The organism is Nostoc sp. TCL26-01, from assembly GCF_013393945.1.
In the GTDB taxonomy this organism is placed as follows: domain Bacteria; phylum Cyanobacteriota; class Cyanobacteriia; order Cyanobacteriales; family Nostocaceae; genus Trichormus.
In genome coordinates, this window is the sequence record NZ_CP040297.1 from 310,792 (window position 1) to 332,414 (window position 21,623).

The 21,623-nt window shown below is 41.1% G+C and carries 18 protein-coding genes; 9 read left to right on the plus strand and 9 right to left on the minus strand.

Annotation, left to right across the window (positions count from 1 at the left end):
• The first annotated feature begins 256 nt into the window (after window positions 1-256).
• Window positions 257-799, plus strand: coding sequence for a bifunctional pyr operon transcriptional regulator/uracil phosphoribosyltransferase PyrR (gene pyrR, locus FD725_RS01300; protein WP_179046463.1), 543 nt, complete (start codon window positions 257-259; stop codon window positions 797-799).
• Window positions 800-1,260: 461 nt separating this feature from the next.
• Complete coding sequence (locus FD725_RS01305) at window positions 1,261-3,156, plus strand: response regulator (RefSeq protein ID WP_179046464.1); 1,896 nt, start codon at window positions 1,261-1,263, stop codon at window positions 3,154-3,156.
• Between the two features lie 106 nt (window positions 3,157-3,262).
• Here the strand turns inward: FD725_RS01305 and serS are convergent, their stop codons facing one another.
• Both serS and FD725_RS01315 read right to left on the minus strand, forming a co-directional pair.
• Entirely contained in the window at window positions 3,263-4,543 is a 1,281-nt protein-coding gene (serS, locus tag FD725_RS01310) for a serine--tRNA ligase (protein WP_179046465.1), read from the minus strand.
• Window positions 4,544-4,768: 225 nt separating this feature from the next.
• Window positions 4,769-5,344 carry a DUF3611 family protein gene (locus FD725_RS01315; protein ID WP_179046466.1) on the minus strand — a complete coding sequence of 192 codons (576 nt, stop codon included), beginning with the start codon at window positions 5,342-5,344 and terminating at the stop codon, window positions 4,769-4,771.
• 615 nt (window positions 5,345-5,959) lie between these two features.
• Here FD725_RS01315 and FD725_RS01320 point away from each other — a divergent pair.
• Window positions 5,960-6,313 (plus strand): PadR family transcriptional regulator, encoded by a 354-nt coding sequence (locus FD725_RS01320; RefSeq protein WP_179046467.1) that lies wholly within the window; start codon window positions 5,960-5,962, stop codon window positions 6,311-6,313.
• Window positions 6,314-6,358: 45 nt separating this feature from the next.
• The gene (locus FD725_RS01325) at window positions 6,359-6,889 is read left to right on the plus strand and encodes a cofactor assembly of complex C subunit B (RefSeq protein WP_179046468.1); all 531 of its coding nucleotides are present in this window, start codon (window positions 6,359-6,361) and stop codon (window positions 6,887-6,889) included.
• 429 nt (window positions 6,890-7,318) lie between these two features.
• On the opposite strand, the gene FD725_RS01330 is transcribed toward FD725_RS01325, so the two are convergent.
• A complete protein-coding gene (locus FD725_RS01330; RefSeq protein WP_179046469.1) occupies window positions 7,319-7,636 on the minus strand; it encodes a DUF3155 domain-containing protein in 318 nt (105 codons plus the stop codon).
• A 279-nt stretch (window positions 7,637-7,915) separates the two neighbouring features.
• Between FD725_RS01330 and FD725_RS01335 the strand changes: the two genes are divergently transcribed.
• On the plus strand, window positions 7,916-9,229 hold the full coding sequence (locus FD725_RS01335) for a GAF domain-containing sensor histidine kinase (protein ID WP_179046470.1): 1,314 nt from the start codon (window positions 7,916-7,918) through the stop codon (window positions 9,227-9,229).
• 21 nt (window positions 9,230-9,250) lie between these two features.
• On the opposite strand, the gene FD725_RS01340 is transcribed toward FD725_RS01335, so the two are convergent.
• From FD725_RS01340 to FD725_RS01360, 5 genes are all read right to left on the minus strand, one after another.
• The gene (locus FD725_RS01340) at window positions 9,251-9,883 is read right to left on the minus strand and encodes a Uma2 family endonuclease (protein WP_179046471.1); all 633 of its coding nucleotides are present in this window, start codon (window positions 9,881-9,883) and stop codon (window positions 9,251-9,253) included.
• Between the two features lie 201 nt (window positions 9,884-10,084).
• Entirely contained in the window at window positions 10,085-11,329 is a 1,245-nt protein-coding gene (locus FD725_RS01345; protein ID WP_179046472.1) for an S-layer homology domain-containing protein, read from the minus strand.
• A gap of 400 nt (window positions 11,330-11,729) precedes the next feature.
• Window positions 11,730-12,428 (minus strand): conjugal transfer protein TrbI, encoded by a 699-nt coding sequence (locus FD725_RS01350; RefSeq protein ID WP_179046473.1) that lies wholly within the window; start codon window positions 12,426-12,428, stop codon window positions 11,730-11,732.
• 191 nt (window positions 12,429-12,619) lie between these two features.
• Window positions 12,620-13,948: a DNA double-strand break repair nuclease NurA gene (locus FD725_RS01355; RefSeq protein ID WP_179046474.1), complete on the minus strand. Its 1,329-nt coding sequence runs from the start codon at window positions 13,946-13,948 to the stop codon at window positions 12,620-12,622.
• A 198-nt stretch (window positions 13,949-14,146) separates the two neighbouring features.
• On the minus strand, window positions 14,147-14,932 hold the full coding sequence (locus tag FD725_RS01360) for an HAD family hydrolase (protein WP_179046475.1): 786 nt from the start codon (window positions 14,930-14,932) through the stop codon (window positions 14,147-14,149).
• A gap of 310 nt (window positions 14,933-15,242) precedes the next feature.
• On the opposite strand from FD725_RS01360, the gene rfbB reads away from it, so the two are divergent.
• From rfbB to FD725_RS01380, 4 genes are all read left to right on the plus strand, one after another.
• Window positions 15,243-16,316 carry a dTDP-glucose 4,6-dehydratase gene (gene rfbB, locus FD725_RS01365; protein WP_179046476.1) on the plus strand — a complete coding sequence of 358 codons (1,074 nt, stop codon included), beginning with the start codon at window positions 15,243-15,245 and terminating at the stop codon, window positions 16,314-16,316.
• 216 nt (window positions 16,317-16,532) lie between these two features.
• Window positions 16,533-17,498, plus strand: a complete 966-nt coding sequence (gene rfbA / locus FD725_RS01370) for a glucose-1-phosphate thymidylyltransferase RfbA (protein WP_179046477.1) — start codon at window positions 16,533-16,535, stop codon at window positions 17,496-17,498.
• 36 nt (window positions 17,499-17,534) lie between these two features.
• Window positions 17,535-19,313, plus strand: coding sequence for an ABC transporter ATP-binding protein (locus tag FD725_RS01375; protein ID WP_256871827.1), 1,779 nt, complete (start codon window positions 17,535-17,537; stop codon window positions 19,311-19,313).
• Window positions 19,310-21,088, plus strand: coding sequence for an ABC transporter ATP-binding protein (locus FD725_RS01380; RefSeq protein WP_179046478.1), 1,779 nt, complete (start codon window positions 19,310-19,312; stop codon window positions 21,086-21,088). The genes FD725_RS01375 and FD725_RS01380 overlap by 4 nt, the downstream gene beginning before the upstream one ends.
• On the opposite strand, the gene pgsA is transcribed toward FD725_RS01380, so the two are convergent.
• Window positions 21,085-21,606: a CDP-diacylglycerol--glycerol-3-phosphate 3-phosphatidyltransferase gene (pgsA, locus tag FD725_RS01385; protein WP_179046479.1), complete on the minus strand. Its 522-nt coding sequence runs from the start codon at window positions 21,604-21,606 to the stop codon at window positions 21,085-21,087. The genes FD725_RS01380 and pgsA overlap by 4 nt on opposite strands.
• Window positions 21,607-21,623 lie beyond the last annotated feature (17 nt).

Consider the following 21,623-nt stretch of genomic DNA (forward strand, 5'->3'; position numbering starts at 1 on the left):
CTCCTCCCCCCCCTCTCCCCTACGGTGTACACACAAGTCTTATAAAGTTGTCCAAAAACGTTTTGATCCTCCCTAGCCCTTAAAAAGGGGGGAATTAGATTTAAAGTCCCCCTTTTTAAGGGGGATTTAGGGGGATCAGATAACATTTCGTATTGAGCCTAGAGATGTGTGTACACTGTAGCCCCCTCTCCCCCTCCTCCCCTCTCCCCCCCTCCCCTCCCCTCTCCCCCTCCTCCCCTCTCCCCAGCCCCCCTCTATGGCTACACCTGCCAAAACAGTTGAAATCCTTTCCCCAGAAGACCTCCGTCGGACTTTAACACGTCTAGCATCGCAGATTGTGGAAAGAACACGTGATTTATCACAACTAGCACTTATCGGTATTTATACTAGGGGTGTGCCGTTAGCTGAATTGTTAGCCCGGCAGATTGAGACACTGGAAGGTATTAATGTTGCCGTGGGAGCATTAGACATTACCTTTTATCGAGATGATCTCGACCAAATCGGGTTGCGAACTCCAGCAAAAACTAACATCCCTTTTGACTTGACAGGGAAAACAGTGGTGTTAGTAGATGATGTGATTTTCAAAGGGCGCACGATTCGCGCTGCGTTGAATGCTGTCACTGAGTACGGTAGACCAGAGCTAATTCGTTTAGCTGTGTTAGTTGATAGGGGTCATAGAGAATTACCAATTCATCCCGATTTTATTGGCAAGCAGCTACCCACAGCCAAAGAAGAGGTAGTGAAGGTTTATCTGCAAGATTGGGATGATAGAGATGCAGTAGAGTTAATTGGCTATTAGTTCTGGAAATTGGTAGCCCAAAGCTAGATTTTTATCCCTACCTATGACACAGATCACAGCTTTTTGGTACTTAAAGCAATAACATACGTGATATTTACCAAATCAACCCTGTAGTTCCTGACAAAAAATATGCAAAATTATAGTCTGCTTTCATCAACATAGTTGATTGATTTTTACTATCTATACACCTTAGCTACGGAGAATTTTGTAGACATTCGTCCACCTGTAAAGGATGAACTAGGGGTGATAGCAGCCATGAAAAATCAATTGTCATATGCAACAAGCTACCGATATTGTCCTGACAATATTTAGAGGCTGAGGAAGATATATGTCATATCTACAATTGGGATGTTAATTTTTTCATCCTTGGGCAATATTTGTCTTTTGGGTTAAAGCCGTGAAGACAAAGAAAATATAGTTTGAAGTTGGGAAACTGCCACTAGAAGCCACAGGAGGAAGCAATGGACAAAAGTCCAATCAGAGTGCTTTTAGTTGACGATGACGAAAAATATTATCTTTTGATGCGGAATTGGTTCAGTGAGTTTCGGGTAGCTAGTTGTGAGTTGGCATGGGTAGATAATTATGAGGCGGCGAAGGAAGCGATCGCTCATTACCAACATGATATATATCTGATAGACTACCGTCTAGGAATTCACAGTGGTTTAGAACTGTTACGCGAAGTTATTGCTCATGGCTGCAAATCTCCGATCATTTTGCTCACTGGTCAAGGAGACTGGAAAATAGACATAGAAGCCATGAAAACAGGAGCAGCCGATTATCTGGAAAAAAGTCAATTGAATGCACCTCTTTTGGAGCGTTCTATTCGTTATGCTATTGAACGTAAGCAAACAGAACAACAAATCCGCGCCCAAGCAGCTTTACTTGATGTGGCTAACGATGCCATTTTTGTACAAGATTTAGACCAGCAAATTTTATTTTGGAACAAAGCAGCACAGTTACTTTACGGTTGGACACCAGAAGCCGCAACTGGCCGTAAAACTCAAGAACTTTGGCAAGAAAAAAATATATCTTTGTTACAAAAAGCACTTACACAATTGATAAAAAATGGCTCTTGGAAGGGAGAATTATATCAAATAACTAAATCTGGTAGAGAAATTATTGTCGAAAGTCGCTGGACATTAGTACGTGAATTTGGACACAAACCTCAATCTATTCTAGTTGTCAACACGGAAATTACCCAAAAAAAACAACTAGAAGCGCAATTTCTCCGCGCCCAAAGACTAGAAAGTATCGGTACACTAGCCAGTGGAATTGCTCATGATCTCAACAACGTCCTTGCTCCCATTTTAATGACAGCTCAACTTTTAGAATCACAAATTCAAGATGAGCGATCGCGCCGAATATTACCTATATTAATTACTAATGCTAAACGTGGAGCTAATTTAGTTAAGCAGGTTTTGTCTTTTACTCGTGGTCTTGAAGGTGAACGCACTCTGTTGCAATTAAAGCATTTAATCACAGAAATTCAGCAGGTAATTAAAGAAACATTTCCCAAATCAATTGAAGTGACTACTCAATCACCTCAAAATCTTTGGACTGTTTCTGGTGATGCGACTCAATTACATCAAGTCTTGATGAATTTGTGTGTCAATGCTCGTGATGCCATGCCCAGAGGTGGAGAGCTAAAAATTATTAGTGAAAATCTCTTAGTTGATGAAAACTACGCCAGAATGAATCTGGATGCCAAAATAGGCCCCTATGTGGTAATTACTGTAACTGATACCGGAACTGGTATTCGTCCAGAAATATTAGATAGAATATTTGAACCATTTTTTACTACTAAAGAACTCGGTCAAGGTACAGGACTCGGTCTTTCAACTGTACTAGGTATTATTAAAAGTCATGGCGGTTTTATCAACGTCCACACAGAAGAAGGAAAAGGTAGCCAATTTAAAATATATCTCCCTGCACAAGAAGCAAAAGAAACCTTAGAAGAAGCAGAATTAAACTTACCTTCAGGAAATGGAGAATTAATTTTAGTTGTAGATGATGAAGCCGCCATTAGAGATATTACTAAAACATCTTTAGAAAGCCATAATTACAAAGCCATTACAGCTAGCGATGGCATTGAAGCCATAGCTTTATATGCAGAACATCGTCATGAAATATCTCTAGTTTTAACAGATATGGTGATGCCATCAATGGATGGATTAACTACTATTAAGACGTTACAAAAAATTAATCCTCAAGTCAAAATTATTGCTGTGAGTGGACTAGCCACTACAGATAAAGTAAACACTGCTCATAAAATGGGTGTACACGCATTTTTATCTAAGCCTTATACAGCAAATCAATTATTACAAACAATTAGTAATATTAAACATAAAAATAGTTGAAGTAGTATTGGCTGTAGGTTGGTTGGAGGCTTTGCGTAACCCAACATTCTTAGGACTTTGTTGGGTTTCACTATCGCTCAACCCAACCTACTTTTCTTAGAAATTGCTATAAAACCTCTCTCCCTAAAAAGGGTTGCAACACCTCCGGTATCAATACCCTGCCATCAGGCTGTTGATAATTTTCCAGTATAGCTGCCATTGTCCGTCCGACAGCCAAGCCAGAACCGTTGAGGGTATGCACAAACTGAGTACCTTTCTTGCCAGCCTCTTTAAACCGAATATCAGCTCGTCGCGCTTGAAAATCTACCATATTGGAACAGCTAGAAATTTCCCGGTACTTACCAGAAGACGGTAGCCAAACCTCTAAATCGTAGGTTTTAGTCGAGGAAAAACCTAAATCACCACTACATAAATTGATGACTCGGTAAGGCAAACGCAAAGCTTGTAAAATCGCTGCGGCATTTTCTACCAATTTTTCCAACTCATCAAAGGAACTACTGGGATGAACAAATTTCACCAACTCCACTTTGTTGAATTGATGTAAGCGAATTAATCCCCGCATATCCCGCCCATAACTACCCGCTTCCCGACGGAAACAGGGAGTATACGCACAGTGATAAATTGGTAAGTCTTCAGCCGCGAGAATTTCTTCTCTGTATAAGTTCGTTAGCGGAACTTCTGCTGTGGGAATTAGCCACAAATCATCATCAGCGCATTTAAAGCTTTCTTCCGCAAATTTAGGTAACTGACCTGTGGCTGTTAAAGAATCAGTATTTACTAAAAGTGGTGGACTGACTTCTACATACCCAGCTTGAGTTTGTGTTGTCAGCATGAAGTGAATTAATGCCCTCTCTAAAGCCGCACCAGCCCCTATCAGGTTGACAAAGCGACTTTGAGCAACTTTTACGGCACGCTCTACGTTGAGAATACCCAGCTTTTCGCCGATTTCCCAGTGGGGTAAGATATTTGGATGCTGGGGTATGTACTCATCGCCCCAACGGCGCACCTCTACGTTTTCTTCCTCACTTTTACCAACAGGTGTAAATTCGCTGGGTAAATTGGGAATTGCGAGTAATAGTCTTTCTATTTCTGCTTTGAGTTCTTTTTCTTGTGGTTCTAGTTCGCTCAGTTGAGCTTTCACAGCATTACCCTCATCCCGCAGAGTTTGAATTTCTGAGTCTTGAGGGTTGACACCTGATTTTACCTTCTGCCCAACGAGTTTACCAATTTCATTACTCCGAGCTTGGAGTTGACTACGACTCATCTCCAATTCTCGTTGTTGCTTATCTAACTGCAATATTGGTTGAATATCATACTTACCACTGCGACTATCCAACCGTTCCTGAATTAGTTGGGGATTTTCCCGTATTTGCTTAATATCCAGCACAAATTTTTCTCAGTCTTTAGCTTAGAATTTTGTTTACCAATACAGTTAACACATTAGAATTCAGCATATATTAATTTTGGCTGGCTGGAACTGGAAATTTCATTTTGATGGAAAAAGACATAAGTCTAAAAAGAGGATAAAATTTTCAGTTAGTTTTGACCACAGAGGCACGTTCGCAAAGCGTCTCGCAGAGAAGACACGGAGAGAAAAGCCAAGCCTGCTATTTTACGGGCGATTGATGCGATTGATTAGCCACAGTGAGGCTACAAGCCCGGCAAAGTGGGCAGAAACAGTGTTGGTGTTTGCTTGTACTACCAACATATCTAAACCGCTAATGATGCGGGTAGGGTCAAATAATTGGGTGGTTATGGCTTGAGGTGATATGGATCTGGCTACCAGTGTACCAACGATCGCCTGCGCTCCTAATAATGTCACCAGTGTTCCCCCCAAGTTGATCCATAGTCCCATGCGTAAGATTTGTATTGTCTCAGCTTTGCGGGGACGGTTACTAGGGTTGGATGAGAGCAGTTGATTACCTATCCTGGTGTAGCGGTAGGCTAAATAGATGCCTGCACCAAGAATGACTAATCCACATACTGCTAAAAATACCCCAAAACCAGTTCCCGGATTGTTATTAGGACTACCAGCTCTTTGACTAAAAATCGCAAATAGCAGAACAATAATTCCCGAAATTACACCTAGTACTAGCTGAATCCAAAAGCTAATCCAGCCAGTGAGGCGAAAAGTTTGGGCAATTGTACGGAGATTAGAGGAGGAAGGAGCTTCAGGGTTTGGTGACATAATACAAAAAGGCGATCGCCACAAAAATCATACACCCATGCTGTCGGCTTGGCGCTGCTCTCAAATAGTATCTTTATAAGACTTACGCCGTGTCACCAAATTTTCTGACTTTTTTGTCAATAGTCAACAGTCCAAAAAAAACTTGATTTTGACTATGGACTATGGACTATTGACCACCCTCAGAAGGATTTCTTGGTTGAGTGCGTAAGTCCTATCTTTATTACTGGTATACTTTCTGTTAAAAAAAGTATTGATGAACTTTTACAGAGTTACAGACAAAACAGCGTTTTACCTGTAAAATTTCTTCGATGGCATCTTAACGTTTAAGCAGCTCTATACTCACTTAGCATTACTCAACACCAAGATAGAGGTACAACCACTATCTTCATTGCTCCTCACCACACTCATTAGAGCTTGCAGGGAGTGCTGAATCCAGCTCTCCTCAGATTTTGCTGTTCGTCCCACACTTTCAACAGTCTGGGTCTTTATGTGTTTTTACACCTGGGAAATTCTGCCTAAGTAGCGCTATATACTTACTCGGAAGCGAGTATTACTATATACTGACTACAAAAATTAGATTTCAACTGAGAAATACTTTTAGCCATTAACTAACTTATGAAACTTGAGGATATATATCAATTCTTTGAGAATCCTCCGCCAACTTACCTCTGCCAGGAATTAGCGATTTGCTATATTCTGTATGTTTTACTACAAGGTGAATCTTACGGAACTGAGTTAATCCAACAATTAGAAACTGAACATCCTACCTATCGGCTGTCAGATACTGTGCTATACAGTGCGATTAAATTTTTAGAAGACAACCGAGCCATAAATGGGTATTGGAAAAAGCTCGAAGGCCGAGGAAGACCAAGGCGGATGTACCAAGTTTCTCCAGAATGGCAAGTGCAAGCACAGGATTTAGCTCAACTTTGGCAAAATTACATTGGGGGAGGACAAATTAATAAATAATTAGTAAAGATTAAGTTTTCTCAAGTCCAATATTCACCATCACCTATGGATACTGCTATTCTGCCATCAACTTTGCTACTCACTATACTGTTATCGGTTGGGCTAGTTTTCTTTATTCGTGCCTCCACTAAAGACCGGATAGAAACAGCGCAACTGATATCGGAGCAAGACGAAGCAGTCTTCATGCCACAGTTACAGGATTATTTTCGTTCTCGGTCTTACCAAGTGGCAGAGGTAAACCAGGAACAAAACCAAGTAACTTTCCAAGGGTTGGTGCAACCAAGCATATTTCTAGCTGTGTTTTTAACAGTCCTAGCTGCTGCTGGTCTAACTTGTCTGTCTCTAGTTCTATCTTTGTTGTTCCCCGATCTTGGCAATATTTTTTTGGTACTTATATTACTGTCACCTTTAAGCGGTATTTTCTACTGGAAAAAGGCAGGTAGGCTCGAAAAGGTTTTGCTGAAGCTAGAATCTCAAACTACCCAAGAGCGCTCTTTGAGTAAAATCACTGTGGTAGGTCATAGAGACGAACTGAGCGAGCTACAAAGAGTATTGCAATTAAAATCTGCCGAGTAAGTTTCGCTGGATACCAGCAGAATCACCAGTACAAAGCGGCTAAAATCCTCAATATTTTACTTTTTTAGCCCTTTACTTTTACCCATACCGTCTGTACTAGCGTTTTTCCCTACGACACAACGCCGTAGGGAAAACCTTTGTGTCAACAGAGCTTGCTGGACAATCCACAGGAGGAAAGTACAAATTAACTCTCACTTTTGGGTGTTTTTGCTTTCTTTTGATTATCTTCCACATCATCAGACTAGAAATCAACCCAAACAAACTAAATTAGTTGGTTGAGAGGTAACTTGCTGATTACTGGGATTACCACCTTTACTGACAAATCAATGACAAACTTAAAAAAAATGGAAATTTTGCATAAACTGATAATATTTGCCAGTTAAATGATTGTCAGTAGGCACACTCAAAACGTCAGAAACCATTTGTAATTCAGCGACTACCTACTGCCACTGGTTCTACACCTGCGGGAGATTCCAGTACTCGCAGGCTGGGGAACAAGAAATGATTTTCTTCAACGTATTGAGCGCCAAATAGTCCTTTCTCTGCCCAAAAGTAACGGTCTGTAGTGTGTTCGTTTCGCTTTACGAGTAGCAACGCTGGTGGCAAGATCCCTTCAGCTTGAATAAATTTTCTGGCTGCTGTCACAGGTTTCTCTTCGCCGCTTTCGATGCTATATTGAGGCACGTGTTCTAGAATGCGTCGTCCTTCCTGGCGACGACGACTTTTCCGTTTCCGTCTTCTTGCCAACCTATTTTCCTCCTCTTTCAAGCTATAGATTGTAGTGATAGCTACAAAATCCGTCGTAATTATATAAGTTCTAGTTCAAAAGATCAATAGTTTTTTAACTTTTGATACGACAAAAATATTACTAGTGGCGGTAGATAAATCAAAAGTAAATTGGTAAGAAATTTTTGGTGAAAGGCAATATTTCCGAGATTTAGTTAAGCTTTATGAAATAAATGAGGAAAATAGAGTACCTGCTTTTATCTTCCCTCAAATCCCGTGATCCTGAGCAAGAGCTGAAAAATGTTAATGTCTGCTAGTTCGGATTTTGTGGCTCTATGTCGAGAGCAAATAGCACTACTGACTCAAGGGCTAGGAGCCTCTTTAAGCGTCGTTTATTTAACTCAAGAATTGGTGGAGTCGCCTACAGGGGAGGCTAAACTGATTCCTGTAGCAGTTTACCCAGAGACAGCACTCATATCACCAGAAGGGGAGATGGTTGAGATAACAGCACGCCAACAATTAATGCTGCTACCTCAACAGCCGGGAAGTTTATTGACACCATCACCAGTCACAAATTCAGCAGATGATCAGAAACCATCTCCTCCAGAGTATTTGCTGGATGGACACCAAATTGTTTTACCTTTAGTCCATGAGGGGATGATGATGGGATTATTGGTGACGAGTAGAGACGATCGCCCGTGGAATGAACAGGAGCAAGGACAAATTCACAAGGTAGGGCAAACATTGGCGATCGCCTGTATCTTAGATCAACGTCGGGCATGGTTACAACACCAACTACATCAGCAGCAAATACTCCAAGAACAACAGCGAGATTTATTAGATAATTTACTGCACCAGTTCCGTAACCCGTTAACAGCATTGCGGACTTTTGGTAAACTCCTAATCAAACGACTACGTCCAGGCGATCCCAATCGGACTGTGGGAGAAAATATCGTCAGAGAAAGCGATCGCCTCAAAGAACTGCTGCAAAAGTTTGATCAAGTGATTGACTGGACAGAAGCAGATTTAGCCACAATTGCTTTACCAGAAAACGAAGTGTTTGTAGAAGCAACTGTGCAAAAAGAAACTAAACCAGCCTTATTATTACCAGGCACAGGAGAGCAAGTTACTGATTGCTCAATTGCTGATTTATTAACACCATTGTTAATATCAGCCAAAGCGATCGCCCAAGAAAGAAATATTAAATTAAAAGCAGTAATTCCCCAAAATTTACCGTTAGTTAGGGTCAATACTAAAGCCTTACAAGAAGTATTAAGCAATATCATCGATAATGCCTTAAAATACACTCCTCCAGGTGGGAAAATTTATCTTCAAGCAGGGCAAGAAAAACCGAATTTTCAAGGAATTGCTATTAGTGATTCTGGCCCAGGCATTCCCCCAGAAGACATAGCGCACCTTGGAGAAAGACATTACCGGGGTGTACAAGCGCAAACAGAAATTCCTGGCACAGGTTTAGGGCTAGCGATCGCTAAACAATTAATTGAGCAGATGCAAGGCGAAATAGCAGTTTTCAGCCCAGCAATTAACTCTCAGTCCGCTTCAACCCATGCACCAGGGACGACATTTATTATCTGGTTGCCAATTAGTTATTAGTCAAAAAGTATTGTTTTTTGATTAAACAATGCTATTACGCAAAAGGTTCCTTAACCACCGAATCGCCTCACTTGTTGTTTGCTCATTAGCGATTTGCAGGCATTGCTGCACTATTTCTCTGACGTTAGGGCAGTAGCTGCTTTCTGTAATTACATAATTTTCACCCTGCAACCGATAAACTAATAGCTGCTTATTCTTTAACAGCCAAACTTCTGGCACTTTATAAGGGAGATAGTCATCAATACTAGTATAGCTAGTAACATCTATTTCAATGACTAAATCTGGTGGAGGGTCATTGAGCCAGTCGATACGGCTTTTACCAACTACCGACTGCCAATTTTCAATATAAAAGCAAAAGTCAGGCTCAATGCCGCTAACTTGAGGCAAGCTCATGGTAATAGGCGTAAATGAATCGTATCTTTGCTCTAAATGATCCAACAACACCTTAGCAATATCTGCTAGCAGGCTGGCATCTCTTCCATGCTCCGGTAGCGGGGCCATTAATAAAATCTCTCCAGGTCTATATTTAATGCGAGGGGTGCAGCGATCTTCCAGTTGCTGACTTAGTTGTTGATAATCTTGCCATGATCCCAACATCCGCACAACTGTGCCAGGTGGCAACTCGACTCTTTCACGTGTAATTACAGTTTGCATACTCACCTGCTTGAGAAACTCCGGCTACACAGATGTCTATATGACCAAGTTTTTAATTACTTTTGATTAGCATCCTTTGAAAATTATATTGACTATTTACTGCACAAAGCAAAAGACAAGGGTTTTTCCCTTGCCTGCTTTTTAAGTGGCAATAATTATTGCGTCAGGTGACTAATGACTTGAATTCCCGAAAAGTATGGACTATCTCAAAGAAACTAAGAGATTTTGATTAATTGTCATTTGTAAATCAGTATTTGGTGCGATCGCAATTAAGTCAACACTATTTCTGCCAAAGAATAAACCAATTAATCCGCCAATTGCCGCACCACCTAAGACTTCTTCTGTAGCAATAGCGCGATCGCCTGTAACAGCAGATACTGCCGCCGCCGCACCAGCACCCAAGACTGTGTTCTTGAGAATTGCCCCAGTGCTTGTACCTTTTTTGACGGTTTCTGTTTTGCTGATGACTTCGGAAGTGGCGTTAACTTGATACTCTTGACCGTTAGTTAAAACTAGTTTCTCCGCTACAAATTGAGAACCACCTTTGGCTGGTTTGAGTTGCCCAATCACTTGACTACCAGCCGGAATCACCACAACACCTTCTTGAGTGACTACATTTTGCTCTACTGTCAGTGTCAAAGGTGCTGTTTCATCTTTAGTGACTAAGATTTTCTCAGCTTTGTCGTATTTCACCGGGATAACTGTCCCTTGGGGGATGGTGACAGCTGTGGGTGTGGTTGGTGTAGTGGGTTGAGTAGCGACGATGTAGGGTGAATTAATCACCGCAGCTTGATTAGAACTCACTAGGGCTTGATAGATAAAGGCTGCTACCTGCGCCCTTGTAGCGGTGGCGGTGGGGTTTAAAAACTTAACATTGGGATAGTTGACCACTATTTTCTTCTCAGTGGCTGCGGCTATGGGGCTACGGGCGTAACTAGCAATGTTCACAGCGTCGTTAAAGTATTGCAGAGTACCTTCAACGTTACTGCTAGCGGTATATTCTAAGCCGTTGGCTAAGGAAACCAAAACTTGTTGCCGAGGAATGGCTTGGTTAGGCTCAAAGCGGTTGCCGGGATATCCTGAGAGGAAACCAATCGTATAGGCTTGCTGAATGGCGCTTGATGCCCAATAATTGCCGGGTACGTCTACAAAATTAATACCTTGCCGTTCTGGTGCTTTTTGGAAAGCTTTATTTACCATAGCTGCAAATTGGGCGCGAGTTACAGCTTCTTCAGGGCGGAATGAACCATCAGGAAAACCAGCAATGATACCTCGCTGTGATAATTCTTGAATAAACTGAGCTGCCCAATAGTTAGCAGAAACATCAGAAAAAGTAGTTTGAGCAAAAGAGGGAGAAGCTACTAAAAAAGGTGCTACAGTTCCGGCTGTGACACTCAAAGCCATAATTGCAGCTGTGCTAGATTGCCAACGATTTACATTCAACATATATTTTCGCTCCACGCAATTAGTTGTTCTTCTGTTAACTATATAGACAAATGTATAAAATAAAAAGTTTCTCAATTGGATCTATATCTGGAAATAGTTTTGATGATTTTTTTGGGCAGAGAGAATATTTTGTTATCACAAAATACAAGTAAATAATAATAGTAATATCACTTATCATATGATGCGAAATAAGAAATAAGCCTCTACAATTTGTGCTATTTTTCTCCAAAGCATATTCATCGCTAGATAGATTGGGAAAGCAAATAAATATAAACCTTTAAGCCTATTCCCTATTACCAGATTGCTTAATTGTCATGATGCAAAAATTAAGCGATCGCCTACTTGTAGTTAGAGTAGCGATCGCCCAAAAAGCAATATTCTAGATTCACAAATTAGCTGATTAGCGATAAACGTCTACAGTTAAGTTAGAAGCTAATGCTAGACGCAAATCTTGCTCTGGTCTAATTACAAAAACTTCAGCTTCTTTTTTCCGTAGTAATACACTGGCTAAAGCACCAGCCGCCGCACCACCGAGAGGTTCTAAAATTTCAATTCTCCGGTTACCTGTAATCAACGAAATTGCTGTAGCAGCACCTGCACCAATGGCAGCATCGGTTAATATTTTACTAGAATCATTTTTACTAATTTTTTCAATTCTAGTCACAGTTTGAGAATTAGCATTGACACTCAGCCGATTACCAGAAGGAAATACTAATTCTCTAGCTACAAACCGGACTCCTCTGACATTTTCTTTATCATCTCTGTCTCTAGAGAAGTCACCATTGAAATAGACAGGTTCCAGTTGTCCCACAACTTCAGTACCAGCAGGAATCAAAACATTCCGATTGTTATCAATAATATTGTTAGCGATTTTTAAGGTGAGAGACAAAGTTTCTCCACGGCTAACTATTACTTTATCTTTCTCATATTTAACCGGAAAAGTCACACCTGAGGGAATAGCAACTCTTCTATTTTGTCCAATGCGATATTGGGCATTAGCAGCCGGAGCAAAAGCAACCATAGGAGCAATAGTACCTGTGGTAATTGTGATTGCCATCAGTGCAGCAGCTCCAGATTTCCATTGATGCAAGAGAGTCATAATAGTTTTGGGGTTTTTTGCGGTTATATATTCGGTGACGAGGATTCACCTAGATTGTTTCTGACTGTTTTGAAACTTGTCTATGGGCATATTCCGCAAAGGCTGATTATAGGTAATAGGTAATAGGTAATAGGTAATAAGTCATGGGTAATGGGCAAGAATTTCCTCTCAATTAGCAATTACCAATTTTATTAGGCAATACTGCCGCGCTTTCTGGCTTCTTTGTAGGAAGTTCCGATATTTTTTAAACCGGCTTTAATCATTTGTTTTTCTAACAGTGCAAAGAAACGGGCTTTATCGCCGCCTTTGACTACAGCTTGATTATGGGCTTCAGCGATCGCTACTGGATAACCATATCCTTTCTGTACCTGTGCTAACATCAGTCCTAACGCTTGGTCAAACATAGCTGTATTGTGCGCTACCCAAGCTGGAACTTCGATCCGGGCAATTTCTGTACCGACGTGGACATAGCAAAAATATATAGTTTGGTCTTGATAAAGTTCTAAAATTCGAGCATTACTGCGCCATAAAGGGCTGCGTTGTCCAGGTTTAAGTTGAGTTATCCATAATGCAGTGTCTCGCAACGGTTCAAACACTTTGCAGGGGACTTTCTCTAATTGATTTGGGCAATAACTGGCACAATCTGGTACTGGATGAGGACAAGCCATCAACCGCAAAAAATTTACCCCTTCGGTGTTGCGCGAGGCGCTAACATAGCCCATTAGAGGAATTTGGGCATCGCGCATCTGCTGCCATGCCTCCAAGATTGGGGGTAAGATGCGATCGCGTGCATCATGAGGTAACTGTTCTAAAAACCAATAGATTAATGAACCATCTACCATTGCTAGGGTAGGGGGGGGTGAGGATGGGGAGATGGGGTGATGGGGGGATGGGGGGAAAGAGTGATCATTATTTTCGTGTCCCTCTGTCCCCTCATCCCCTTCTTCCATTTTGAATTTTGTTAGCGCAGCGTTAGCGAGTCCGCGAGCGTCACTTTGAATTTTGAATTGATTCTCATGTACACCACAAGCCAGTTCTGCTAACACTGTCGCTTCACTAGCGGTGCGGCGAAAACTCATCCATTCCTCAGTTCTAATTCCCCACTGGCGAGATAGATATAAATCTTCTGGACGGTAAAACACCTCTGGGAGACTATCGAGTATGGGGTAACGGTTTTGTCCGTAGTGGAGAACGACTCTACCGATATTCAAAAGATAGCAGTAAGCGATTTCGTGATGACTGGGAGCGATTTGTGAACCATCGGTGGCGATGACAGTATGCACCTTGGGAGGTGTGGGAATATCGATGCAAGTGTTGAGTGGCTCAAGGGGGGTAGCATTGGTAAAGAGAATGCGATCGCGCCACTTTTCCTGACGTTCAATTAAATCTTGTTGACAATCAGCAGCATTTTTAAAATGCTGTTGCGCCAATTCTAGACGCTGACGACTCGCAACAGCTTCCTGAGAAAGATGCTGACTTAAACCCTGCATTTGCCTTGCTAATTTTGTCAGGTCAAGCATAGATTATTTAGTCAATAGTCAATGGTCATTAGTCAATGGTCATTAGTCATTAGTCAATGGTCATTAGCATTTCTTCTTCTCCCCTGCACCCCAAATCAGTTACCAGTTATCAGTTATCAGTTACCAGTTAATAAACGTTCACTGTTCACTGTTTACACCCCTCACTCCCTCACTCCTTACTCAGCACTCATCACTCCCTCAAAGCCATCCAGAAAAATCTTTAGTGAACTGAGAAAGAGATAATAACTGAATGCGCGGATCGTTTTGGGCAGTTTTTCTTTCTGTTTGGGTATTATAGCCCCAGTCTCCTAAGAAAAGCTGCACATCTTCTAGGTCTGGTTGCTGTTGCACTAACTGTAATGTTTTGAGTCTGTCTTCCACAAACCATAAACTAACTGGTTTGGTATCTGCTGAGTTGATCAATTCGCGGAGAATTTCATATTTAGGATGCTTGACTTCTTTGCCGAAGATTTTTTCTGGTGGTAATTCTATGCCTTCTTGTTGCAATAATTGCTGGACAAAACGACTTTCTTTAGTCGTGACAATATATAATTTGACATCACTAGCAACAGTTATTTTCAATTTTTCTACTACACCTGGATAAAATCTATGCAAACTTAGCCAACCATCTAAGTCTTTTGTAATCCATTCATCTCGCAAACTATCTAATTTTGTAGAAATTTCTTTGGCTTGTAGTTTGTCCTCTAATAATATCTTGGGAGTAATCTTTGTCCATTCCCCAAGAATCTGATCATCAGCAATTCCATCTATGAGCGCTTTGATTAACACAGGCATTTCCCAACCTGTTTCAATAACAGGTCTGAGGCGATAGAATCTTAAGGCTAAATCATCTGTTGGTGTGTTGTTAGCTGGTGACCAAATTTGACAATAGGTACGCCAAGCCACCTCGAAATATTCAATTAGTCCGTCGCAAATGACTCCATCAAAGTCTAGAGCTAAAATTGTCGGATTACTAGCGGTCATGGTTAAGATAATAAAAACTGCTGTTGTCAGCTTAACCGATTCAGTAATTTGTTTTTGTATAAAAATATCTTAATAGGTAAATTAAATCATAAAATTCTTGAGAGATATGTCAGTATCATGAGTATCTAGGCAGTGACTCCCCTGCAAATCAGGATTTTAATTGTTGTTTTTTCTTTTTTAGCAAGGGTTAGGGGAGATTAAGAGAGGATCTAAAATCACAGCTAATCGCTTTTCAAAGATCCTCTGTGAGCGATCGCTAAGATTATTACACTATCATAATGATACCAATACTGGGATATAAGCAGTTCATATGTCAACGATATTAGTCACTGGAGGAGCAGGATTTATTGGTGCTAATTTTATTCTTTTGGCAAGAAAATTACAATGGGCAAATATAGTTAATTTAGACAAACTAACTTATGCGAGCAACCTAGAAAATTTAGCAGAACTTAAAGGTGACAAAAACTATCGTTTTGTACAAGGAGATATTAGTAATTTAGAGTTAGTCAATTATCTTTTACAAGAATATCAACCAAATGCTATTATCAATTTTGCGGCTGAATCTCATGTGGATCGTTCAATTTTCAGTCCACAAGATTTTATGCAAACTAACGTAGCAGGGACTTGTCAGTTATTAGCAGCAAGTAGATTTTACTGGCAAAAACTACCGTTAGAACAACAAAAGCAGTTTCGCTTTTTGCAAATATCTACAGATGAGGTGTATGGCTCACTGCAACTAGAAGAACCAGCATTTACAGAAGATAATCCTTATGCACCTAATAGCCCTTATGCCGCTTCTAAGGCAGCAGCCGATCACTTTGTTAGAGCTTATCATCATACTTATGGATTGCCAACTTTAACTACAAATTGCTCAAACAATTACGGGCCTCTCCAGTTTCCGGAAAAACTGATTCCTTTAATTATTCTCAATGCTTTAGCTGGTAAATCTCTACCGATATATGGAGATGGTCAAAATATTCGAGATTGGTTATATGTTATTGACCACTGTGCAGCAATTTATCTGATTTTACAACAAGGAAAAATTGGGGAGACTTATAATATTGGTGGGCTTAATGAACAAACTAATTTAAGCGTTGTCGAAAAAATTTGTTATATGCTTGATGAATTAGTTCCCCAACTTAATTTTTCTTACTCTGCTTTAATTACCTTTGTTCCAGATCGCCCTGGTCATGACCGCAGGTATGCTATTGACTGTAGTAAAATTATGACTGAATTAGGGTGGAAACCACAAGAAAGCTTTGATAGTGGTCTAAGAAAAACGGTGGAATGGTATTTGCATAACCCACTTTGGGTAAGTCAAGTCCATTCAGAAGCTTACCAAAAATGGCTAAAACAAAACTATGAAAATAGAGGTATAGTCTAGTCTCTAATTTCTAGCCCCTAACCTCAAGGAAATGTACCGCGCTAAACTCGAATTTATCACGAAATTTATCAAGCCGAAGTCCAGAGGCTGTAGGGGCGGGTTAACGAGATATTCGTGAATGATTGAAGCTTCCTTTGTGAACCCGCCCCTACCGTTTTGTGAGAAATGCAGGTAAAGCCAGAAGGGTTATAGTATAGATTTTCACAAACAAGCAATATGAAAGGGATTATTTTAGCTGGTGGTGCTGGTACACGTCTTTATCCTATAACTAATGTTGTTTGTAAACAACTGATGCCAATTTATGACAAGCCGATGATTTATTATCCCTTGTCTGTGTTGATGTTGGCGGGTATTCAAGAGATTTTAATTATTTCTACACCTCATGATCTACCATTGTTACAACAACTTTTAAAAGATGGTAGTCAGTGGGGATTAAAGTTTAGTTATATTGAACAACTGCAACCAGAGGGTGTGGCCCAAGCTTTTATTTTAGGTCAAGATTTCATTGCTGATGAGCCAGTATGTTTAATTTTGGGAGATAATATTTTTTATGGTAATGGCTTAATCGAAGTATTAATCCAAGCAACAACTCTCAAGACAGGTGGTTTAGTCTTTGGCTATCAGGTGAAAGACCCTCAAAATTACGGGGTGATTGAATTTGATATTAATGGGAAAGTAATTGGTATCGAAGAAAAGCCTAAATATCCTAAATCAAAATATGTGATTCCGGGTATCTATTTTTATGATTCTCAGGTGGTAAAAATTGCCTCTGCTCTGCAACCTTCAGCCCGGAATGAGTTAGAAATTACTGATATAAATCTCGTTTATTTAAAACAAGGTAAATTACAAGTAGTAGTTTTGGGAAGAGGATATGCTTGGTTAGATGCTGGGACTCATGAGTCTCTACATCAAGCCAGTAATTTTATTCAAACTCTGGAAGAAAGGCAAGGGTTAAAGATAGCTTGTATTGAGGAGATTGCTTACAATCAAGGATATATTGACTCAGCACAATTGCGAGAATTAATTGCACCTATGGCTAAGAGTAGTTATGGTCATTATTTGATGGCTATTTTAGCAGATGACTACTTTTTTGGGAAAAAATTCTCTGTTGATATATCACTGCACAATGCTGACTTTTTATGGAACAAGATAAATTCAGCCAGAGATGAAAGTCCGTTATGAGAGATAATTTTTAGAGGAAATCAAGGGTAAATACTGGTGGTTCCACAATCAGAACTTCAGGAAAATTCGGCAATGCAAGCAATCCCGCGTTTACTAGGGAGTTTGCGAAATTACGGATTGATTTCACTAGGGGCTTTAGGTAGCCTGTTGTTGTTGACTATAGCTAATGCTTTGACTCCGCAACTATTTCGTTGGGGAATAGATCAAGGTATTGTCAAGCAAGATTTACAAATTGTCATGTATAGTGCTGCCTGGATGGTAGTTGCAGCGATCGCCCGTGGTGTGTTTAACTTTGGTCAGAGTTATCTAGCCGAATCAGCATCTCAAGGCGTTGCTTATGACCTACGCAACAAGATTTTTAGCCAGATTCAAAATCTCAGTTTTAGCTATCATGATCAATCACAAACTTCCCAACTGTTAACCCGTGTCACCAATGATATTGAGCAGATTCGTACCTTTATTGGTACTAGTTTGATTCAAGTCATTAGTTCGGTGGTGACATTGCTGAGTATTGCCGTGATTTTGCTAGTGATGAATTGGCAACTGGCTCTGATTACCCTCACAGTTGTACCGATTACAGCCTGGTTAATGACAAGGTTTGTGATTGGTAATGAGCGCCTGTTTGGACAAGTACAAGAGCAATTAGGTGACTTGAATGCGGTATTACAAGAAAATCTGATTGGCATCAGAGTAGTCAAAGCCTTTGTGCGAGAATCAGCAGAAAGAGGGCGTTATACAAGACTTAATGATGGGTTAGTCACGGCTAACATGAAGACAATTCGTGCCATCCGTAATACCTTCCCATTCATCTTTTTATTGAGTAATTTGGTGACGCTAGCAGTATTTGCCTATGGTGGGGCGCGGGTAATTGGTGGTAAGTTTTCCATTGGTGAACTGGTAGCTTTTAACTCCTACTTGGTGTTGATACTCCAACCAATTTTGCTGATAGGCTTTGCTGCACCTGTGATTGTGCAAGCTGTGGCCTCGGCTCACAGAGTATACGAAGTGGTAGATGCGGCGGTGGAGATTCGCGATCGCGCCGATGCTGTACCATTTGAAACGTGTGGTGGTAGAATCACCTTTGAGAATGTCAGCTTTCGCTATCCTGGCTCGACAACCGAAGCACTAAAGAATGTTTCCTTTGAAACTAAACCTAAAGAATTGATTGCCGTTTTAGGGATGACGGGTTCTGGTAAAAGCACAATTATGAACCTGATTCCCCGTTTTTATGATGTCACCCAGGGGGCAATTCGCATTGATGGGCGAGATGTGCGAGACTTTACCCTCAAAAGTCTCAGAGCGCACATTGGGATTGTATTTCAAGAAACGACACTATTTTCTGGCACTATTCGGGAGAATATTGCCTATGCCAAACCCAATGCACCACTAGAGCAGGTGATAGAAGTGGCAAAAACTGCCCAGATTCATGATTTTATTACCAGTCTCGCTGATGGCTACGAAACGATTGTCGGTGAACGGGGTGTGGGTTTATCTGGTGGACAAAAGCAACGGCTAGCGATCGCTCGGACTTTGCTCACCGATTATAGTATTCTGATTTTGGATGACAGTACCTCGGCGGTGGATGCCAAAACTGCTACCGAAATTCAAGCCGCATTGGATGAGATGATGCGGCAAAAAGCTTGTGTCACCTTTGTGGTGGCTCAACGTATTAGTACCGTCAAGAATGCTGATCGGATTTTTCTGATAGATAAAGGACGATTGGTAGCTCAAGGGACTCATGAAGAATTAATGCAAACCAGCCCACTCTACGGTGTGATTTTAGAATCTCAAATGCAGCCAAAGGAGCAAAAATGAGAGGTACAGTCCCGATTGTGGCATCCGAACAACAGGCCATTCAGCAATCCTCTACCTTACGGCGATTTTTACAATACTTGCGACCTTACCGCAAAGAAATTCCTATTGCTCTAACATTAGTATTTATTGGTGCTGCAACTCAGTCGATTGGGCCGTTTTTACTGGGTTGGTCAATTGATAATTTGATAGCCAAAAAGGATTTACAAGGATTGCTAGTGTTGTTAGGATTACTAGCACTAACCTACGTGATCAGTATTTCGGCAATTCGGGGTCAAATTCTGCGTGTCGGCTGGATTATGCAACGATTGTTGGCACAACTGAGACAGGATATTTTTCTGAAAATCCAGAGTCTCCCACTCAGCTTTTTTGACCGGAGTGAAGCCGGTGATTTAATGAGTCGTCTGCTGAATGATGTTAATACTGTAAACCAAGCATTTGGACAAACGATCGCTCAAATGCTGGGTAACGCTTTTAGTTTGGTGGGCATAGTCATTGCTATGCTGTTAATCAATCTCCAACTCGGTTTATTAAGTAACCTAGTTGTACCATTGATGATTTTTACCACTGGCTTGTTTGCTCGTTGGGCAAGAGACAGATTTCGCGTTACACGGCAGACAATTGGGGAGCTTTCTGCGAAGTTACAAGAAGATATTGGCAGTGTGCGAGAAGCACAGGCATTTAATCGGGTGCATCTGAATATTGCCGAATTTGACAGTCTCAATGCGGCTAATCGTGATGCTAACGTTCATGCTGTCGCCATTACCGCCGCCTTTTTACCATCAATAGATTTTCTCAACACCTTAGCTACAGCAGGTGTACTCGCTTATGGTGGCTATCTGGCTGTCACAGGAGCAGCTACAGTGGGTGTGGTGACATCATTTTTACTTTACGTTCAGCAATTCTTCCGTCCTATCCAAATTCTCAGTCAGTTTTACACCCAGGCTCAATCTGCCTTTGCTGGATTAGAGCGAATTTTTCTCCTGTTAGATGAACCTACACAACTCCAAGATGCACCTGATGCTACCACAATGCCAGCGATTCAAGGTGAGGTCAAATTTGATCATGTCAAGTTTGGTTATAATCCAGAACAACTAGTTCTCAAAGGGGTGAGTTTACACGCTCGTCCTGGCGAGATGGTGGCATTGGTAGGTCAAACCGGCTCAGGGAAAAGCACCATTATTAACCTGATATTGCGTTTTTATGATGTGTCTGATGGTGCAGTCACAATTGATGGTATTGATGTGCGGAGTGTGACTCAAGCTAGTCTCCGCCGTCAAATTGGCATTGTTTTGCAAGACAATATTTTATTTAGTGGTACGGTGGCAGAAAATATTGCTTTTGGCTGTCCCTATGCCACACAAGCCGAGATTGAAGCAGCAGCACAAATGGCAAACGTCCATGAGTTTATCACCTCACTACCACAGGGTTATACAACTCAATTGGGAGAACGCGGTGCGCCACTCAGCCAAGGACAGAGACAACTGATTAGTATTGCTCGTGCGGTGTTGATCAATCCCCGGATCTTGATTTTAGATGAAGCAACTAGTAGTATAGATACTCGTACAGAAGCCTTGGTACAAGATGCGATCGCTCGTCTACTGCAAGATCGTACTAGTTTTGTCATTGCCCATCGCTTAAGTACGGTGAGCCAAGCTGATCAAGTGTTAGTGATTCAGCAAGGTGAAATTGTCGAACATGGTACTCATGCAGAACTGATGAGTCAGCAAGGTATTTATGCGAATCTCCATGCTCTCCAGTTAGGAAGCACAACTTAAACTTCATTCAGACTGACTTTCTGTGGCCAGAGGTAAATTACCCCAGAGATTAAAGTTAAGGCGACAGAAATCCAAAAAGCGATGAGAGCAACGTTTTGCCAATCTGATGATAAAGGTGCGATTAAAAGGGCGATCGCCATAATTTGACTCACGGTTTTCAGCTTACCCCAAATATTTGCCCCGGAAATCGTCGTTTGATTCACTCGCCAACCAGCGATCGCTAATTCCCGCGCTAAAATCAAAAATACTCCCCAAGCCGGGATTTTCCCTAATTCCACCAAAACCAGTAACGGCGCTAGTACCAAAAACTTATCTACCAAAGGATCAAGAAATTTCCCTAAATCACTAACTTGATTTAACTTCCGCGCTAAATACCCATCTAACCAATCTGTTAATGCTGCCACTAAAAAAATAGCCAAACATATCCATCTAGCTTGCGATGTAGAGTTGTACAAGCCGTATAAGAGAAATGGTACACCAAGCAGTCGAGAAAAAGTAATCCAGTTGGGTAAAGTCATGATTTTAGCTGGGAAAG

Excerpts from the sequence above, each read along its gene's own strand:
- FD725_RS01325 (WP_179046468.1), top strand. The coding sequence starts at position 6,359 with ATGGATACTGCTATTCTGCCATCAACTTTGCTACTCACTATACTGTTA.
- FD725_RS01315 (WP_179046466.1), bottom strand. The coding sequence starts at position 5,344 with ATGTCACCAAACCCTGAAGCTCCTTCCTCCTCTAATCTCCGTACAATT.
- FD725_RS01360 (WP_179046475.1), bottom strand. The coding sequence starts at position 14,932 with ATGACCGCTAGTAATCCGACAATTTTAGCTCTAGACTTTGATGGAGTC.
- pyrR (WP_179046463.1), top strand. The coding sequence starts at position 257 with ATGGCTACACCTGCCAAAACAGTTGAAATCCTTTCCCCAGAAGACCTC.
- FD725_RS01340 (WP_179046471.1), bottom strand. The coding sequence starts at position 9,883 with ATGCAAACTGTAATTACACGTGAAAGAGTCGAGTTGCCACCTGGCACA.
- rfbB (WP_179046476.1), top strand. The coding sequence starts at position 15,243 with ATGTCAACGATATTAGTCACTGGAGGAGCAGGATTTATTGGTGCTAAT.
- FD725_RS01380 (WP_179046478.1), top strand. The coding sequence starts at position 19,310 with ATGAGAGGTACAGTCCCGATTGTGGCATCCGAACAACAGGCCATTCAG.
- FD725_RS01320 (WP_179046467.1), top strand. The coding sequence starts at position 5,960 with ATGAAACTTGAGGATATATATCAATTCTTTGAGAATCCTCCGCCAACT.
- FD725_RS01355 (WP_179046474.1), bottom strand. The coding sequence starts at position 13,948 with ATGCTTGACCTGACAAAATTAGCAAGGCAAATGCAGGGTTTAAGTCAG.
- rfbA (WP_179046477.1), top strand. The coding sequence starts at position 16,533 with ATGAAAGGGATTATTTTAGCTGGTGGTGCTGGTACACGTCTTTATCCT.
- pgsA (WP_179046479.1), bottom strand. The coding sequence starts at position 21,606 with ATGACTTTACCCAACTGGATTACTTTTTCTCGACTGCTTGGTGTACCA.
- FD725_RS01335 (WP_179046470.1), top strand. The coding sequence starts at position 7,916 with ATGTTAATGTCTGCTAGTTCGGATTTTGTGGCTCTATGTCGAGAGCAA.
- FD725_RS01350 (WP_179046473.1), bottom strand. The coding sequence starts at position 12,428 with ATGACTCTCTTGCATCAATGGAAATCTGGAGCTGCTGCACTGATGGCA.
- FD725_RS01345 (WP_179046472.1), bottom strand. The coding sequence starts at position 11,329 with ATGTTGAATGTAAATCGTTGGCAATCTAGCACAGCTGCAATTATGGCT.
- FD725_RS01305 (WP_179046464.1), top strand. The coding sequence starts at position 1,261 with ATGGACAAAAGTCCAATCAGAGTGCTTTTAGTTGACGATGACGAAAAA.